We start from the raw sequence: 16376 nt of genomic DNA on the forward strand, positions 1-16376 counted from the left end.
TGCACGCTCGACGCCGAATACGTCAGTCCGTGATCTGGATTCCCACCCATGCAGCGGACAAGCCGACGATCAGACTGACGACGATGTAGATCAGCGAAAGCATCGTCTGACGCCGCTCGACCATGCCCACATTCTCGGTCGCGAAGGTCGAGTACGTGGACAGGCCACCGCAGAAGCCAGTCGCCAGGAGCGCGGCCATTTCGGTGGAAAGAGCTGCCCCGGTGAACAATCCGAGCAGGAAGCAGCCGATCACGTTCGCGGCGAACGTCGCAGCAGGGAACCCCTTGTAAGCGGGCACATACCGCGCCAACAGGTACCGGCCACTCGCACCCGCGCCGCCGCCGAGTGCCACCAGGAGAACCGTCATGCCGACACCCCGTCCCGCGCACGGATCCAGCGTTCTCCGAGCCCTTTGCCCAGCGCTGCGGCGAGGATGGCAGGAATCAGCGTCCCGAGTACATAGAGAATCGATCGCCACGGACTCTCCGTCACCGCGTGAACCGCGAATGACGAGAAGGTCGTGAAGCCGCCGCAGAACCCGGTGCCGAGAAAGAGGTACCCCACCTTGTTGTGGACCAGCAGGGCCGCGAGTATGCCGAGAATGAGCGAGCCGACGACGTTGATGACCAGCGTCGTCCAGATGTGGGGGAACAGCTCTCCCACACCGTATCGGCTCAGTGCCCCCAATGCTCCACCGACGGCAACCGCGCTCACTGCAGCCGGCAGCTTCAGATCACCCATGCTCTCGCCTCATCCGAAAGAGCCTACGTCCCGGATCGGGCTTTCGGCGGGCGCGGAATGAAGTAGCTTGTCCGCTGCTGATACTCGCGATAGCCCGGGCGCTGTTCCATGTGTCGCTCGAGCAACCGCGCTCCGGTGGCGAAGACCAGGAAGTACGTCATCGCGATCGGCGAGAGGATGGTCAACACCCCCGGCCACACCGACGCCGAAACGAGGAAGATTCCCCACCAGACGCACGCGTCGCCGAAATAGTTGGGATGACGCGTCCACGCCCACAAACCTTGATCCATGATGTGGCCGCGGCTACCCGGATCGGATTTGAACTCCTCCATCTGTCGATCGCCAACCGTCTCGAACGCGACGCCGACAATCCACAGCGCGATACCGAGTACAACAAGAAGTCCGAAGCTGCCGTGCGAGACCGCAGCGACCTGGATCGGCAGGGAGACGAACCACAATGAAATCCCCTGCGTGAGATAGATCTTGCGGATCGCGTAGAGCGTTCGACTGCCCGTCGTCCGTCCGAGCATTTCCTCGTACCGCGGATCTTCACCCTTGCCACGCGATCGGATCGCCATGTGCGTCGCCAACCGCAGACCCCAGATCGCCACCAGCGCAAGCATCAGTAACCGGCGCCAGAGGTCGCCGGTTCCAACTATTGCGGACACGAGAGCGATCAGAACGAAGCCGGCGCCCCACGACACGTCGACAACATTGTGGCGCCCGATCCGTACGCCGATCGTGGCAGTCACTGCCATTCCGATGGCGATCGCCAGCAGACTCGTGAGCGTGACCACTCCGAACGCGCCCCAGTCGAATCCGTTCATCGCCGCGACACCCACTGCGGCCGTACCGGTTCCATACCCGATCGACCATCGCCGAGCGGCCGGACGGACAAAATCTGATCGACGCCCATCCTGCCGTCCCGAAAAGCCATTCCCCCGCCGACGAGGTAGAGACGCCACACCCGAGCGACTTCGACGCCCACGAGTTCCACGACGCGGTCCCAATTCGATTCGAAAGTCTCGATCCACGCGTCCACCGTCCGCACGTAGTGCTCCCGCAGGGCGTGGACGTCACGGACTTCGAGTCCGCCTTCCTCGATCATCGCAACGGTCCGGCCCACAGGCCTCATGTACATGTCCGGCGCGATGAACGACTCGATGAACGGGCCTCCCCCGGGATGCGAGCCGCTGCGCGACATCTGCTGAATCAGCACACGCCCACCCGCAATCACGTTGTCGTGGAGCGCTTTCACGTACGTCGAATAGTTGTCTTCGCCGACGTGCTCACCCATCTCGATCGACGCGACCGCATCGAACGGACCGTCGGGGATCTCGCGATAATCTTGTAATCGGATCTCGACCCAGTCTTCCAAACCGAGTGCGCGGATCTTCGCGTCGACAAATGCCTTCTGCTCAGCCGAGATCGTGATGCCGACGACCCGAGCGCCGTACTCCCGCGCTGCATGCAGGCTCAGCGAGCCCCAACCACAGCCGACGTCGAGAAACCGCAGGCCTCGCGCCCGATCAAGACCGACTTTGCGGCACACCAGGTCCAGCTTGTCTGTCTGCGAGTCTTCGAGCGTGTATTCCGGTGCATCGGAAGTCCAGTATCCCGAGGAGTACGCCATGTTCTCGTCGAGGATCAGCTCGTAAAAATCGTTCGACAAATCGTAGTGGTGCCCGATCGCCTCGCGGTCGCGGGCGAGACTGTGCAAGCGGCCCTTCACTTGAGCCTGCGACGCCGGTGGAGCCAAAGGTCTCCCGAAAGCGCCGAAGGACCGCGCGGCCTTGACCGCAGCCAGGACGAGCGACGGCGTCGGGGTAATCGACCCGAGTCCCCGCTCGGCAGACACCTTCCACACGTGTGTGAGCGCATCGCCCAGATCACCCTCGACGTCGAGTTCGCCGAGAACATATGCCTGCGCAACTCCCAACTCGCCGGGATTCCAGAGCAGGCGTCGCAACACGTTCGCGCTGTAGAGCGTCACCTTCGGAGCGTCCTCCGGTCCTGCCGTGCTGCCGTCCCACGCAGTCAACCGCACCGGAAGCTCGCCGCCGACAAGTGGACTCAGAATTTCCGACAGACGGCCCGCAACACCGGTGCCTCGTACCGCTCGATCCATCGTGGCGGTCATCGCTGGTTCCTCCGATCGAGAACAATTTGCTGAACGTCGAGATACCCCGATCGGAAGCCCGCCTCGGAATAGCAGAGATAGAAATGCCACATGCGCGCGAACACTGCGTCGAACCCGAGCGCAGATGCCTCGTCGGTGCGAGCGCTGAAACGCTCGTCCCACAGCCGCAACGTCTGCGCGTAGTGATCGCCCATCGACATCCGCTCACGCACCCGGAGCGTCGTCAATCGTTCGGTGACATCCTCGATCGCCCGCACCGACGGAAGAAACCCACCGGGGAAAATGTACTTGTGTACCCAGGTATAGGTGTTGCGGGTCGCGAGCATCCGATCGTGCGGCATCGTGATCGCTTGGATCGCCGCGCGCCCACCCGGCGCCAACAAAGCGTCGATCGTCTGGAAGTAGCTGCCCCAGTACTGGTGCCCGACCGCTTCGATCATCTCGACCGAAACAACGGCGTCATACTCCCCTTGCACCTGCCGATAGTCGAGAAGGTCGACCTGAACGCGATCTGCCAGTCCCGCGGCGCTTATCCGCTTCGCTGCCAATTCCTGTTGTTCGACCGAAAGAGTCACCGAGCGCACCGTTGCGCCGCGCTGGGCCGCTCGGATCGCCAATTCTCCCCAGCCTGTGCCGATTTCGAGCACTCGTGAACCTGGACCGACGCCCGCGCCGTCCAGCAGGCGATCGATCTTCCGGTGCTGGGCAGCTGCGAACGCATCCCACGACGGGGATGCTCCTACCGACAGATCCTCGAAGAGTGCACTGGAATAGGTCATCGTGTCGTCGAGGAACAGTTCGAACATCTCGTTCGATAGGTCGTAGTGCCTGGAGATGTTCGAGCGCGTGTTCTGCGTCGAGTTCCGCTCACTGCGAGGCTGCTTCGGAATGTACAGGCCTCGCAACCGCTGCAGGAAGTCGGGAATCAGCGTCGCGACGCGGGAGGCGAAGACTTCCAGGACCGCGGTGAGGTCGGAAGCTTCCCAGTCGCCCGCCATGTACGACTCGCCGAATCCGATCAAGCCACTGTCTCCCACACGAGCGGCGAAGTCGTCCGGGCGATGAATGACCATCAACGGCGAATCCGGACTACCGCCGCCGGAGAACTCACCATTCGGCATCTGAACACGCAGCGGCAAGCGCGCGACCGCCTTGTGGAACAGAGAGCGGGCAACCGGCGATGCAACCCGCACTTTGAATCCGCTGGGTACTGTGGCAACGCCTGGCCACCGCTCGGTTTCGATCGTGTGAGCGGGAGGTTCGGTGCCGAGAGTAGTTGTGGTCATTGCACTGCCTCCTGCGGGTGATGTTGCGGTCGGGGAACGATGGGTAAGCGCCTGGCCCACAGCCGGATTCCTTGAAATCTGATCTGCGCGGCGACTCGGAGCGGAGCCAGCGGGACGGAGAGCGCACTGCGGACGATCTCGCGCGTCGTTGCCGGCACGCATCGACCTGACACCGTGGCTACGAATGGCGCCTTGCCGTCTCGGGCCAGAACTATCGAAAGCGCGAGCGCGGTGTCGGGCAGTGGGAGTCGCATCCGGTACTCGCCGTCCAGATCGTTGAACGGAGACACGTAGAACTCTTTGGACGTGCGAGCGGCGCCACGTTCGTCGGGTTCGAGCAGGTAACAGTGCCGCTCGCCGTAGGTGTTGTGAACCTCTGCAACAACGCAACGCTGAGTTCCGTCGTCGTTCAAGCACCAGAACACGCTCAGTGGGTTGAAAACATGGCCGAACACACGTGCGTTCGCAAGCATGAGGATCCGGCCGCCGGAGAAGTCGAATCCGTTGGTCGCCAGAAAAGTCTCGACGTTGGTACGAATCGATCGGGTGGGGTCGCCGAGGTGATCCCCGGCGTCGAACGTAGCCAATGGGCGCAACGCCTTCGGGAGCTGGGGCAAATCGTCGACGTCGACGAGCCAGCTGTAGCTTCGGTACTCGAACTCGTTGTGCAACGGCTGCGTTCGTACATGCCGAATGCTCGTGTGAACGATGGACGGTGTGATGGGGGCGGACGGTGTGATGGGGGCGGTCACGGCCACCGACCTCCGACGCGTTCGGCGGCGCGCAGGCCCGACAGTGCACCGTCCTCGTGAAAGCCCCAACCGTGGTACGCGCCTGCAAACGCGAGCACGTTCGAGTCCAACTCGGGAAGCCGTCCCTGAGCTGCGACGGAAGTCGGTGTGTACTGCGGATGCTCGTAGGTCATCTGATCGATCACCGACTCCGGCGATACCATCTCGCCTCCCCCCAAGGTCACTATGTATCGCCGGCCGGTATCTGGGAGCCGTTGCAACCTCGTCATGTCATAGCTGACCAGAACGTGATCGGGCTTCGCGTTGCATTCCGGGATGTAGTAGTTCCATGACGCGCGCGCATTGGTGTTGTCGGGCAGCACATTTTCGTCGGTGTGAAGTTGGGTGTGGTTGACGGAGTACGGCATTGCGCCGAGGACCTGCGATTCGACGGCCGTCGGTTCGGCCAATATCTTCAGCGCTTGCTGCGGATGCGTTGCAACTACAGCTGCGTCGAAGGTCTGGATTTGGTCGTCGCCGTCGCGAATGTCGACGCGATCGCCGAACCGGTGGATGGCGCGCACCGGGGTGTTCAGCCTGATGTCGCCGATACTCTTGGCAACGAGGCGAACGTATTCAGCTGATCCCCCGGTAACCGTCCGCCAGGTCGGCGATCCCGTCACGCTCAACATTCCGTGATGATCGAGGAACGAGAACAGATACCGCGCAGGATATTTCAGCGCCGAGCCGGGATCACACGACCAGACTGCCGACACCAGCGGCGTCATGAAATGAGCGGTGAAGTAGTCGGAGAACCGGCCGCTGCGCAGAAACACTCCCAGTGTCTGGTCGGGTGCCGACGGATCCGTGTTGTCGAGCAAAGCCCGGGCACGGCGATGGAAACGTTTGACCTCCATCAGCATCGACAGAAAACTGCCATTCACCAGCAACCCCGGCGTCGGGAGAACGCCGCGCAACCCTTGCCCTCCCGAGTACTCGAGCCCACAACCCCCACACCTGACCGACATACTCATATCGGATTCTTGAGTAGGCACGTCGAGTTCTGCGAACAATCGCAACAAAGTCGGATAGGTGCGGTCGTTGTGGACGATGAAACCGGTGTCGATGGCGAGGCTTCGCCCTTCCGGATCGGTGACCGAATGGGTGTCCGCGTGCCCACCGAGCCGTGAATCCGCTTCGTAGAGCGTCACGTCACTGTCCTTACTCAGCACCCACGCCGCTGTCAGACCCGCGACCCCACTGCCGACGACTGCAACCCTGCGCTTGTCGGAACTCATCGTCGTTCTCCCGTCTTCGTCGCGGCTACCCCGCGGCTCATCCCTGCAACTGCATCGGCGACGAGGCGATGCCAGGTCGCCGCCCGGCGGAGCATGAAGTGCCCGGCGCCGTCGATGCCGAAATATTCGGCGCTCGTTCCAGACTTCTGCAGTTCGTCTACTTTCCGACGAGACGCTGCCGGGTCAGTCCACGAGTCGGCCGTGCCGTGGAGCACCACCAGTGGTGTGTCGGAACGCAGATTCACCGACGTTCCATCGGGCCACCACGGCGCCAGCGCAACCACACCGACCACCGCCGGATCACCACACAGTTCAGCGGCAACTCGTCCACCCATCGAGTGCCCGAGCAGGATCAACTGAGCTTGTGCATCACGTCTCGTGATCGCGTCGAGTGCAGCTCGGGCATCGGCTACCGGACTACGCTCGGCGCCGTTCCAACCACGGACCCGGTACCGAACCTGCACCGCTGTCACACCGGAGCGGCGAATCCGAGCAGTGAACGGGCGCATCCGAAGGTTGGACAGGTGCCACGCGCGGGCAGGGCGATGGCTCGAGACCTTTCCTCCAGGCAGCACGAGCACCACCAGGTGCTGGTCACCGTCCTGCTCTTGCCGTCGGTTAGGCGTCATGCAAGGCATTCGGAGCCGAAAACCATTTGGATGGGGTTCGTAGAATTTCTTTTGTGAATCGCGAAGCACCCGTCGGCGACGTCCTCGACGCCATGGACGCCAACTTGGTCTCCCATGCCTGCCACCTGCATGAACACTTACCGACGGCGTCGGTCACTCTCGCTGCAGATGTTGTCGTCGCAGACAGCGGCCTCGCCGACGACACTTTCAACATCATCGCCGGCGCTCGCTTAGCCGTACCTGATGAAGGCCCTGATGAAGGCCCCGACGAAGACCGACGACTGCTCGACATTCTCTCGTCGATTCGAGCAACGGGACGTCCGTTCTCCTGGTGGACGGGCCCGCGCGACAAGCCCTCAGACCTCGGCGCTCGCTTGTCAGCCCTCGGCTGCGTGCGCTCCGAGGAAGAACGAGCGATGACGGCAGATCTAGACGTCGTCCCGCGCCCAACGCCTGTCCCAGAACTCTCCGTTCAGCGAGTGACGACTCGTTCACAGCTCGCCGACTATGCCGCCGTGATGGCCGCCAATTGGTCGCCGCCCTCGGCGGCAGTAATTGGCTTCTTCGAGGAAACTGCCCATGCCGTCCTCGATGAGCGGTCGCGCAGTTCGTTTGTCGTCGGGTACGCGAACTCCCAGCCCGTCGCCGGAGCCGAGGTCCATTTTGCTGCCGGTGCCGCCGGACTGTACGGCGTCGTCACACTCGACGCGGCCCGCCGACGCGGATTCGGCTCGGCGGTCACCCTTGCCGCGCTCGACATCGCCCGCGAGCGAGGCGCCCGAATCGCCGTACTTCAGGCGTCCAGCGACGGCGCCCAGCTCTATCGAAACCTCGGCTTCGAGGATGTCGGCACCTACGCCGAGTACTCGATCGGCTGCGGTTAGACGTCCCCGCGGGGACGCTTTCAGTCCGCATCCATGGATGCGTGTCGGTACCCACATCTAATATCGAACGTACATTCGAAACGATGTCGGACGCGCGCCGGGGGGCAACGATGAACGCAGCACTGATCAACAACGCAGCACTGACCGATACCGCAGCACTGACCGATGACGAAACGCGGGGTTCCGCCCGAGGCGACGTGGAGCAACTCGGCTCCGAAATCTGCGCTCTCGCCGGCCAGATCGCCGCGGCCACCGCCCGATTCCTCACCCTCCTGTCGAAATTCGACGAAGACCGCGGCTGGACCGGCCCTGGACTGCACTCGTGCGCCCACTGGCTGTCGTGGAAATGTGGAATGAGCCTGCACACCGGCAGGGAATACGTTCGCGTCGCCAAAGCACTCCGACCATTACCCGAGATGCGGAAGGCCTTCGAGCAAGGCCGGCTGTCCTACTCGAAGGTTCGCGCACTCACTCGGGTCACCACGCCGTCCAACGAAAAGCAGATGGTTCGGTTCGGCTGTGAAGCACCCGCAGCCCAGATCGATCGCCTCGCCGCCGGTCTACGTAAAGCAACCGACAACGAATCCGGCAAAAGCAAAGCACCCGAACACCTTCAGGTCCGGTGGCATTGGGACCCGGATACGGGCGAATTTGTCATCAAAGGACGCCTGCCCGCGCAGGACGGCGCCCGAATCCTCGCAGCGTTGGCGGTAGCGGAACGTGAACGCACCCGAACCGCTGCCATCCGCCCTGACAACGAGACGGCCACAAAGAACCCAGTCGGAAACATCGGGCCAGTCCTGGTCGCCATGGCGGAGCTCGCCACCACCGTGGTCGCAGACCGCACGTCCAAGGCCGCCACCAACGAAGTTGTGTTCTTCCACGAAGCGAACACCGTCCGAGTGCCGAGTGGACCCGCGCTCCCCCAAAATGCCGCCGAGGAAGTGCTCTGCAACGCGAAACTTCGCCTGGGAACGACAAAGGAGGGATGCGTTCTGAATCTGGGCCGACGGACCCGCGTCGTCAGCGCCAAACAAATGTTGGCATTGAATTACCGCGACGGATGTTGCCGCACACCAGGTTGCGGGCGGACTCGTTTCCTGCACGCGCACCACGTCAAATTTTGGGGACGCGGCGGCACCACGGATCTGGACAACTTGATCATGCTTTGCGGAACCTGCCACCGTGCACTGCACGACGGCCAGTTCACCATCACTGCACTCGGCGAGCAGAAGTTCGAGTTCGTTTACGCCAATGGTGACGTCATCGACCCAGCACCGCCGACCGAAGGATTCGCTGATGGCCTACTTCGCGGAGACATACCCGACGATGCGATCATCCCGAGATGGGACGGCGAACCCCTCCATCTCGATCACGCGGTCAGCGTCATCCTCGACGGCTGGGCCGCCTGAGGAAACATTGGTCTAGTCCAATCTGAATCTGCCGTGAACAACAGGACAACCCTCACATCCAGGTAGTGCAATTGGTCTAGTCCTATCGCAAGATGCTTAGCGTGACCAAGAAAATCGCACCCACCTCAGCCGCCATCACACTCCTCCTCGCCGGCGCGGTAGCAGCCGGAACTGCAACCGCTGCAGCCATTCCCGGATCATCCGACCTCAATCCGTCGGCCGCCGAGAAGACAGTTGTCATCGGCCTCGACGGCACCATGCTCAGCCACATCAAGACCGCTGACGCTCCCCGTCTCCAGAAGCTGATCGCCGAAGGAACCAGCGGAGAATCTTCCATCCTCGGCCACACCACCATCTCCGGACCGTCGTGGTCGACCATCCTGACCGGGGTCTGGGACACCAAGCACGGCGTCAAGGACAACACGTACGCGGGCGCCCGCTTCGACCTCTACCCGAGCGTCTTCACCCGATTGGAAACAGCAAAGCCCTCCCTCCTCACCGAATCGATCTCCACCTGGGGCGGCATCGACAACATCGCTTCCAGTGGGACACCGAAAGCTGACGTTGTCGTGACCACTGCCGATGCAGGTTCCGAAGCGGCCACCGACGCTGCAACGGCAGACGCCGTCGCCCGGGACATCACCGACAAGGGACCTGACCTGATCTTCACCCAACTCGATCAGGTGGACGGCGCAGGGCACAGCGGCGGCACCAACGGCGCTGCGTACGACGAGTCGATAGCGTCGGTCGACGCCCAGGTGGGCAAGATTGTCGATGCTGTCGATCAGCGCGCAGCGAAGACCGGTGAGAAGTGGACTGTACTGGTCACTGCGGATCACGGGCACAAGCCCGCCGGTGGGCATGGCGGTCAGACACCCGCGGAAGCAACGACATTCGTCATTGCACGCGGTGCGGGATACGCGGCCGGTAAGACCACCGCCGCGTACACGATCGCCGACATCACTCCGACAATCCTCCAGAGCTTGGGCGTTGCATTGCCTGCCGATCTGGACGGCAAGCCGCTATCCGAGGAAGCTCCCGACTTCGTCGGCTCGGTCGACCTGGGATTCTTCGGCTCCTGATCGCAAGAAGGCCCGAGCGCGGCAGCAAAGCGTCGCAACAAGACCGCAGCAAGGCAACAAAAAAGTCGGGCCGGAGAGCGTGTGCTCTCCGGCCCGACCTGTTGTGGAGCTGCCGGGAATTGAACCCGGGTCCTACGTTGAATCGCTAGGGCTTCTCCGTGTGCAGTTCGCTAAGTCTCTACTTGGATCTCCCAGTCTCGCGAACAAGCCAGGATGACGATCCCAGTCACTGTTTGATGTCCCGTTCGACTCCGTGACCGAGCCGAACAGTAAAGCCCTCTAGCTGATGCCAGGAACCGGGTCGAGGGCAACCCCGGGCTGACAGACACGCTTCGCTACTTAGGCAGCGAGAGCGTAGTCGCGCTGATTGGAATCGGCGCTTATAGGTTTGCAGCGACGCTTACGGTGGTCTCTTGCCTGCACCGACACGCTTCCCCTAACTCAACACACGCAGTCGAAACCGTTCAGCCCCGTGTGTGCCCCGCGTCTTTCGTGGGGCTATTCACTATAACGCGCCGAAGTTCGGAAGTCATACCAATTAATCGGCGGCACTTTCCGTGTCCCTCGCCCCAGCCGTGTCCCTCGCCCCAGCCGTTTCCTGCACTGCAGCCATCTCACGCTCGGCAGCACCGGTGATGTTGGTGATCATGCCCTGAAAGACAACTCCGTGGAAAGGCAGGATCGAGTACCAGTACGCCCGGCCTGCGAGCCCACGCGGAAAGAAGACCGCACGCTGATCGAGGTGCGAACCCACCGGTCGGCCGTCCGCGCCCGTCGGACCTTCCGATACTCGCAACTCCAACCATGCCCCGCCGGGAACCTTCATCTCGGCACGCAAACGGAGCAACTTGCCTCGATCGATCTCTTCGACGCGCCAGAAGTCCAGGGCTTCACCGGTGTTGAGTCGCCGGGGATCGCGTCGACCTCGGCGTAGGCCGACACCGCCAACTGCTCGATCCATCCACCCCCGGATCGCCCACGCCAAAGGGAATGAATACCAACCATTCTCACCGCCGATCGACTCGACGACCGACCAGAGGGTTTTCGGATCGGCAGCACAGTCGCGTTCGCGATGATCGACGTAGACCGCTTCACCAGCCCAATCCGGGTCGGATGGAAGAGGATCGGAGGGTGCTCCCGCGATCGTTGCACCGGACCACGCCGTCTCCACCTCACCGGTCTCGATCTTGTGAAGTGCCAAACGCACCGCTTCCCGATACGGCGTGAGGCCACCGGCGGGAGGCGGGATGAAGTCGTCGATGTCGTGATCATGCATCACCGCGTCGTTCTGCAGTGACTCGATCAACGGCATCGCCAAGCCCCGTGGGATCGGGGTGACCAATCCCACCCAGTGACCTGCCAGCCTCGGCGTGAGGACAGGCAAGACGAGGATGCGCCGACGTACCAGTCCTGCAACGTCGGCGTAGGTGTTCATCATCTCGCCGTACTGCATGACATCCGGCCCACCGATGTCGAAGGCGCGGTTGACCTCCGGCGTTGTTGCCGCGGCCGCGGTCAGATAGTGGAGTACGTCACGCACCGCGATCGGCTGGATGTTGTTGTGCACCCACTTGGGGGTGGTCATCACCGGAAGTCGATTGGTCAAGTGGCGCACCATTTCGAAGGACGCCGAACCTGATCCGATCACCACTCCAGCTTGGAACACAACCGTCGGAACCTCGGAGTCGAGCAGGATCCGACCGACTTCGAGCCGAGACTGCAAGTGAGTCGACAGCTCTCGGTCGGACGGATGAAGCCCACCGAGGTAGACGATCCGGCGCACCCCCGCATCGCGTGCGGCGGCAGCGACGTTCTGCGCACTCCGCTTGTCGATGTCAGAGAAAGACCCTCCCCCGCCCATGGCGTGAACGAGGTAGTAGACCACGTCGATGTTGTCGAAAACACCTGCGAGTGAATCACTGTCGGTCAAATCCCCGCGCTTGATCTCCACCGAATCATGCCAGGGCACATCGCGAAGCTTCTCGGGACTTCGCACCACCACCCGCACGTGGTGCCCCTCTTCGACCAGGCGAGGGGCAAGACGTCCGCCGATGTATCCGGTCGCACCCGTGATCAACACTCTCACTGCGTCCATCACCCCACGCTACGCAGAATTCAGCTCCGAAGCGCGAGTGCAACCTCGAGGTCGTCGTTCGTCAACATCATGTTGATCCCCGCCCCGGCCTTCGCCCCGGCGGCTGCGGCCATGATGACCTGGGCACCCGGGTCGACGACGTTGCCGGCGGCGAACACGCCGGGCACGCTTGTGGCCCCCATCATGTCGACAGTGACGAAATCGCCCATCATCGTCTCTGCGCGCTGAGCGCCGAATTTACGCAAGATCGCATCGTTGGGATCCATCTTGAGGGCGCCGCCGACAAAAACCGCCGAACGCGCGACCACAGTGCCGTCCACCAATCGCACGCCCACCACGCGATCGTCCTCTACGGCGGGACCGGCGACCTCACCCTCGACGATCGAAATATCGCGGGCTGCAAGCTTTTCCCGATCTTCGGCACTCAGTTCGGTGATTCGATGGAGGAAGAGAACCACGTCGTCGGACCACTGGCGCACCATGAGTGCCTGGTGCATCGCAAACTCCGCGCTCTTGGCGATCACGCCGAGCGGCTGATCACGCACGCTGTACCCGTGGCAGTACGGGCAGTGCAACACCTCGCGGCCCCATCGCTCACCGAAGACTTCGAGTTCTGCCGGTAGACGGTCCGTCAGGCCCGTTGCGACTAGGACTTTGCGTACCTGAATCTTGCTGGTGTCAGCGAGTTCGATCGAGAAACCGTCACTGTCCCGTGTCACGGAGACGACCGTGCCGTCGTGGAACTCGCCGCCGAATTTGCGGACCTCACCTCTGCCGATGGTCAACAGTTCGGCAGGGTTCATACCGTCACGGGAGAGGAATCCGTTCATGTGGTCGGCGGCCGCGTTTCGTGGCGATCCGTTGTCGAAGACGATCACGGACCTGCGTGCCTGACCGAGAATGAGTGCGGCGTTGAGGCCCGCCGCGCCGGCTCCGATTACTGCTACGTCGAATGAGTTCTGCGTCATGAATCCAGAATGACAAGAGAACGCAATCTTGACAAACACTGTTGCCACTTTGGCAAAATGAATGCATGACTGAAACATCGTTCGAAGCCGTACTGGCCGGCATCGGCCCTCGCCTACGTGCGTTGCGCCAACAGTCCGACATGACCCTGGCCGATTTGTCGGAGGCCACCGACATCAGTGTGAGCACACTGTCGAGACTCGAATCAGGTACTCGCCGAGCCAACTTGGAGCTTCTGCTGCCGATCGCCAAGGCACACGGCGTCCCCTTGGACGACCTCGTGAACAGCAAGATCAAAGATCCGCGCGTGCGAGAAGAACCTCGGACGGTCGGATGTATGACGGTCATTCCGCTGACGAGCCAGCCCGGCAATCTGCAGGCCTACAAGATGATCATCTCCCCCACCGACGACGATCGCGAGCCAGGATCTCACGAGGGTTACGAGTGGGTCTACGTTCTGTCCGGGCGCATCAGACTCCAACTCGGCGACCGTGATTTCATCATGGGTGCCGGCGAGGCAGCCGAATTCGATACACACATCCCGCACCGCATCAGTGCTGCCGACGGTCGACCGGCCGAGGCGATCAGCCTCTTCGGAAAACAAGGCGAGCGGGTTCACCTACGCGCTGCACCGGCCGACAGACGCGGCTGAAACACTGAGCCTGAAAACGCTGAGACTGAAAACGCTGGGACTGAAAACGCTGGAGCTGAAAAGAATCTAGGCACCCGCGACGGCAATCATGCCGACTGCCGCCAGCGCCAACAGCATTCCCGCTTGTTGCACGCGGCTGACCCGCTCGCCCAGCATCACCATCGCGAGCAGAACCGTCGCAGCCGGATACAGCGAACCGATCACGCTGACGAGTGAGAGCATTCCGCCTTGGAAGGCGTAGATCATCGTCCCGTTGGCGACGACGTCGAGGACGCTGACGTACACCGCGAGCTTGAGTGGCTCACCTCGCGGGAGAACGAAGTGACCGGCCGCCAACGCGACCAACCACACCACGACCGTCGCGGCGCCGCGAGATACGGCCAACGCCCACAGCCCACTACCCTCGCCGATCTGGTGAAGTGCGATGAACGAGAGTGCAAATGCGCCACCGCTTCCGACGGTCAGCAGCGCTACCTGTCTGGTGAAGCGGAGCGTGATTCCGCCGGCAACTTCACCCGCGGTGTCGTCGGGCGACTCGCGACTGACCAGAACGACGGCGACCAACGCGACGGCGATACCCAGGTACGCGATCAGTCCCGGCCGCTCACCGAAAGCGAATCCGACTAGCACCGGAATACCCGCCACCAGAACGGCGGTGAGCGGCGAGACCACCGACATGGGGCCGGTCGCCAACGCGAGATAGAACCACCACACCGCCAGACCACTCGTGATACCGGCGATCGCACCCCAGATCAACCCGTTCAGCGTCAGCGTCCCGGAGACGAAAGGTGCTGCGATCAACACGATGACGAGCGAAAGCGGATACGAGACGATCACCACGCGCAGTGCGGCAACCCGTCGTGACGCAACTCCACCGACGAAGTCGCTGACTCCGTAGGCAACTGCCGCCACGAGGGCAAGCAGGATGGAGGTCAGCGCATGCCCTTGATACGACGACCGAGCTCGCGGGTCACCTCGCGCTCGGCGGTGCGCTTGGCCATGTCCTGGCGCTTGTCGTAGTCCTGCTTACCCTTTGCCAGCGCGAGTTCGACTTTGACCTTGCCGTCGTTGAAGTACATCGACAGCGGGACCAGCGTCTGGTTTCCCTCGCGGGTCTTGCCGACGAGGTGCTCGATCTCACGCTTGTGCAGCAGGAGCTTTCGGGTACGACGCGGCGAATGGTTGTTCCACGTGCCTTGCGTGTACTCCGGAATGTGCAACGAGCGCAGCCATACTTCGCCGTTGTCCACGGTTGCGAAGGCGTCGACGAGCGATGCCTTGCCTTCACGCAAACTCTTGACCTCGGTCCCGACGAGAGCGATGCCGGCCTCGTAGGTGTCGATGATCGTGTAGTTGTGGCGTGCTTTGCGATTGGTCGCAATGACCTTGCGGCCCTTTTCCTTCACTGTCCGGGCCTCTCAGTCCGCTGTCTTGCTGTCGAATACTGTCTTACCGTCAAATACAGTTCCAGCATAGAAGCTCGTGCAAACCGATTATTCGCGGACGTACAGACGCAGCGTCACGTACGCCGTCACCGCGGCCATTCCGACACCGGCGAGCACGAGGATCGGCGAGACGAACAGCACGTCGCTGTTGGAAATCCGCGCCACGATGTTGGCTTCGTAGACGTCGGCCAGGACCCCGTCGATGAAGACGTTCTTCGCGGTGAACAGTCCGGCGATGGCGAGCACCGCGCCGATCAGGGCCGCGACGACGGCTTCGAGGAGGAACGGAAGCTGGGTGTACCAACGCGTCGCGCCGACCAACCTCATGATGTTGACCTCGGTACGACGCGTGAACGCCGCGATCTGGACCATGTTGGCGATCAGCAGGATCGCTGCGATCGCCTGGACGATCGCGATCGCGAATGCCGCGTTGCGCACTCCACCCAGCACGCTGAAGAGTCGGTCCACCAACTCGCGCTGATTGAGCACACTCTCGACGCCGGGCCTCGAACCGAAGGTGTCGTTGATGACGCCGAACCGCTCCGGGTCACTGAGCTTGACCTTGAACGACGCCGGGAAGCTGTCCGGGCTCACCAGCGCTGCCAGTTCGGGCTGGTCCTTGAACACGCGCTCGGTGGCGTCCTTCACCGCGTCTTCACGGTTGAGGTACTGAACCGCGACGACGGACGGAGTCTGCTCGAGTTCCTTGCGCAGCGAACTGCAGATCTCCTGCTCGCAACCGGGATCGGCCGAAGAGATGTCGTCGGTCAGGAAGATCTGCACCTCGACGCGTTCGAGGAAGATCTGCTGGGTCTTGCCTGCCATCTGGACGACCAGCAGACCACCGCCGAAGAGACCGAGGGAGATCGCCGTCGTCAAGATCATGGCGATGGTCATCGTGATGTTGCGGCGTAGGCCGGTCAGTACTTCGCTGAAAATAAAGCTGGCGCGCATCGGGGAATCCGATTCCTTTTCGAGAGGCCGGTTGTTTCACGACAACCGGTGGGCGTACGGG

The 16376-nt window shown here is 62.3% G+C and carries 17 protein-coding genes and 1 other RNA gene; 4 read left to right on the plus strand and 14 right to left on the minus strand.

The features are described from left to right. Positions 1 to 22: 22 nt before the first annotated feature. Genes crcB through ACFT1A_RS24885 form a run of 8 tightly spaced genes read right to left on the minus strand, consistent with a single transcriptional unit; the run spans position 23 to position 6825 of the window. Entirely contained in the window at positions 23 to 367 is a 345-nt protein-coding gene (gene crcB, locus ACFT1A_RS24850) for a fluoride efflux transporter CrcB (RefSeq protein ID WP_378449162.1), read from the minus strand. After that, the gene (locus ACFT1A_RS24855) at positions 364 to 741 is read right to left on the minus strand and encodes a fluoride efflux transporter FluC (RefSeq protein ID WP_378449163.1); all 378 of its coding nucleotides are present in this window, start codon (positions 739 to 741) and stop codon (positions 364 to 366) included. Before ACFT1A_RS24855 ends, crcB begins: the two co-directional genes overlap by 4 nt. A 23-nt stretch (positions 742 to 764) precedes the next feature. Then, complete coding sequence (locus tag ACFT1A_RS24860; protein ID WP_378449164.1) at positions 765 to 1568, minus strand: DUF1295 domain-containing protein; 804 nt, start codon at positions 1566 to 1568, stop codon at positions 765 to 767. Next, on the minus strand, positions 1565 to 2881 hold the full coding sequence (locus ACFT1A_RS24865; protein WP_378449165.1) for a class I SAM-dependent methyltransferase: 1317 nt from the start codon (positions 2879 to 2881) through the stop codon (positions 1565 to 1567). Before ACFT1A_RS24865 ends, ACFT1A_RS24860 begins: the two co-directional genes overlap by 4 nt. Next, positions 2878 to 4167 (minus strand): class I SAM-dependent methyltransferase, encoded by a 1290-nt coding sequence (locus ACFT1A_RS24870; protein ID WP_378449166.1) that lies wholly within the window; start codon positions 4165 to 4167, stop codon positions 2878 to 2880. Before ACFT1A_RS24870 ends, ACFT1A_RS24865 begins: the two co-directional genes overlap by 4 nt. Then, positions 4164 to 4907, minus strand: coding sequence for a DUF1365 domain-containing protein (locus ACFT1A_RS24875; protein ID WP_378449219.1), 744 nt, complete (start codon positions 4905 to 4907; stop codon positions 4164 to 4166). The genes ACFT1A_RS24870 and ACFT1A_RS24875 overlap by 4 nt, the downstream gene beginning before the upstream one ends. Positions 4908 to 4915: 8 nt before the next feature. Next, positions 4916 to 6196 (minus strand): NAD(P)/FAD-dependent oxidoreductase, encoded by a 1281-nt coding sequence (locus ACFT1A_RS24880; RefSeq protein ID WP_378449167.1) that lies wholly within the window; start codon positions 6194 to 6196, stop codon positions 4916 to 4918. Next, complete coding sequence (locus ACFT1A_RS24885) at positions 6193 to 6825, minus strand: alpha/beta hydrolase (RefSeq protein WP_378449168.1); 633 nt, start codon at positions 6823 to 6825, stop codon at positions 6193 to 6195. Before ACFT1A_RS24885 ends, ACFT1A_RS24880 begins: the two co-directional genes overlap by 4 nt. A gap of 53 nt (positions 6826 to 6878) precedes the next feature. Here ACFT1A_RS24885 and ACFT1A_RS24890 point away from each other — a divergent pair, with 53 nt between their 5' ends. The 3 genes from ACFT1A_RS24890 (at position 6879) to ACFT1A_RS24900 (ending at position 10203) form a co-directional block, all read left to right on the plus strand. After that, complete coding sequence (locus ACFT1A_RS24890; RefSeq protein WP_378449169.1) at positions 6879 to 7709, plus strand: GNAT family N-acetyltransferase; 831 nt, start codon at positions 6879 to 6881, stop codon at positions 7707 to 7709. Positions 7710 to 7792: 83 nt separating this feature from the next. Further along, positions 7793 to 9121 carry a DUF222 domain-containing protein gene (locus ACFT1A_RS24895; RefSeq protein ID WP_378449170.1) on the plus strand — a complete coding sequence of 443 codons (1329 nt, stop codon included), beginning with the start codon at positions 7793 to 7795 and terminating at the stop codon, positions 9119 to 9121. Between the two features lie 92 nt (positions 9122 to 9213). Next, on the plus strand, positions 9214 to 10203 hold the full coding sequence (locus ACFT1A_RS24900) for an alkaline phosphatase family protein (protein WP_378449171.1): 990 nt from the start codon (positions 9214 to 9216) through the stop codon (positions 10201 to 10203). Between the two features lie 101 nt (positions 10204 to 10304). On the opposite strand, the gene ssrA is transcribed toward ACFT1A_RS24900, so the two are convergent. From ssrA to ACFT1A_RS24915, 3 genes are all read right to left on the minus strand, one after another. Beyond that, positions 10305 to 10675: a transfer-messenger RNA gene (gene ssrA, locus ACFT1A_RS24905) on the minus strand. A gap of 66 nt (positions 10676 to 10741) precedes the next feature. Continuing rightward, positions 10742 to 12298, minus strand: coding sequence for an SDR family oxidoreductase (locus ACFT1A_RS24910; protein WP_378449172.1), 1557 nt, complete (start codon positions 12296 to 12298; stop codon positions 10742 to 10744). Positions 12299 to 12318: 20 nt separating this feature from the next. Next, positions 12319 to 13266, minus strand: a complete 948-nt coding sequence (locus ACFT1A_RS24915; protein WP_378449173.1) for an NAD(P)/FAD-dependent oxidoreductase — start codon at positions 13264 to 13266, stop codon at positions 12319 to 12321. 65 nt (positions 13267 to 13331) lie between these two features. Here ACFT1A_RS24915 and ACFT1A_RS24920 point away from each other — a divergent pair, with 65 nt between their 5' ends. Further along, positions 13332 to 13916 carry a helix-turn-helix domain-containing protein gene (locus ACFT1A_RS24920; protein ID WP_283303635.1) on the plus strand — a complete coding sequence of 195 codons (585 nt, stop codon included), beginning with the start codon at positions 13332 to 13334 and terminating at the stop codon, positions 13914 to 13916. Positions 13917 to 13982: 66 nt separating this feature from the next. On the opposite strand, the gene ACFT1A_RS24925 is transcribed toward ACFT1A_RS24920, so the two are convergent. The 3 genes from ACFT1A_RS24925 to ftsX form a co-directional block, all read right to left on the minus strand. Further along, positions 13983 to 14840 carry a DMT family transporter gene (locus ACFT1A_RS24925; protein ID WP_317553422.1) on the minus strand — a complete coding sequence of 286 codons (858 nt, stop codon included), beginning with the start codon at positions 14838 to 14840 and terminating at the stop codon, positions 13983 to 13985. Positions 14841 to 14848: 8 nt separating this feature from the next. Then, positions 14849 to 15322: an SsrA-binding protein SmpB gene (smpB, locus tag ACFT1A_RS24930; protein WP_003942330.1), complete on the minus strand. Its 474-nt coding sequence runs from the start codon at positions 15320 to 15322 to the stop codon at positions 14849 to 14851. Between the two features lie 87 nt (positions 15323 to 15409). Beyond that, complete coding sequence (gene ftsX / locus ACFT1A_RS24935) at positions 15410 to 16315, minus strand: permease-like cell division protein FtsX (protein WP_378449174.1); 906 nt, start codon at positions 16313 to 16315, stop codon at positions 15410 to 15412. Between the last annotated feature and the right edge of the window lie 61 nt (positions 16316 to 16376).

The organism is Rhodococcus sp. NPDC057135 (assembly GCF_042670865.1).
Taxonomy (GTDB): Bacteria; Actinomycetota; Actinomycetes; order Mycobacteriales; family Mycobacteriaceae; genus Rhodococcus_F.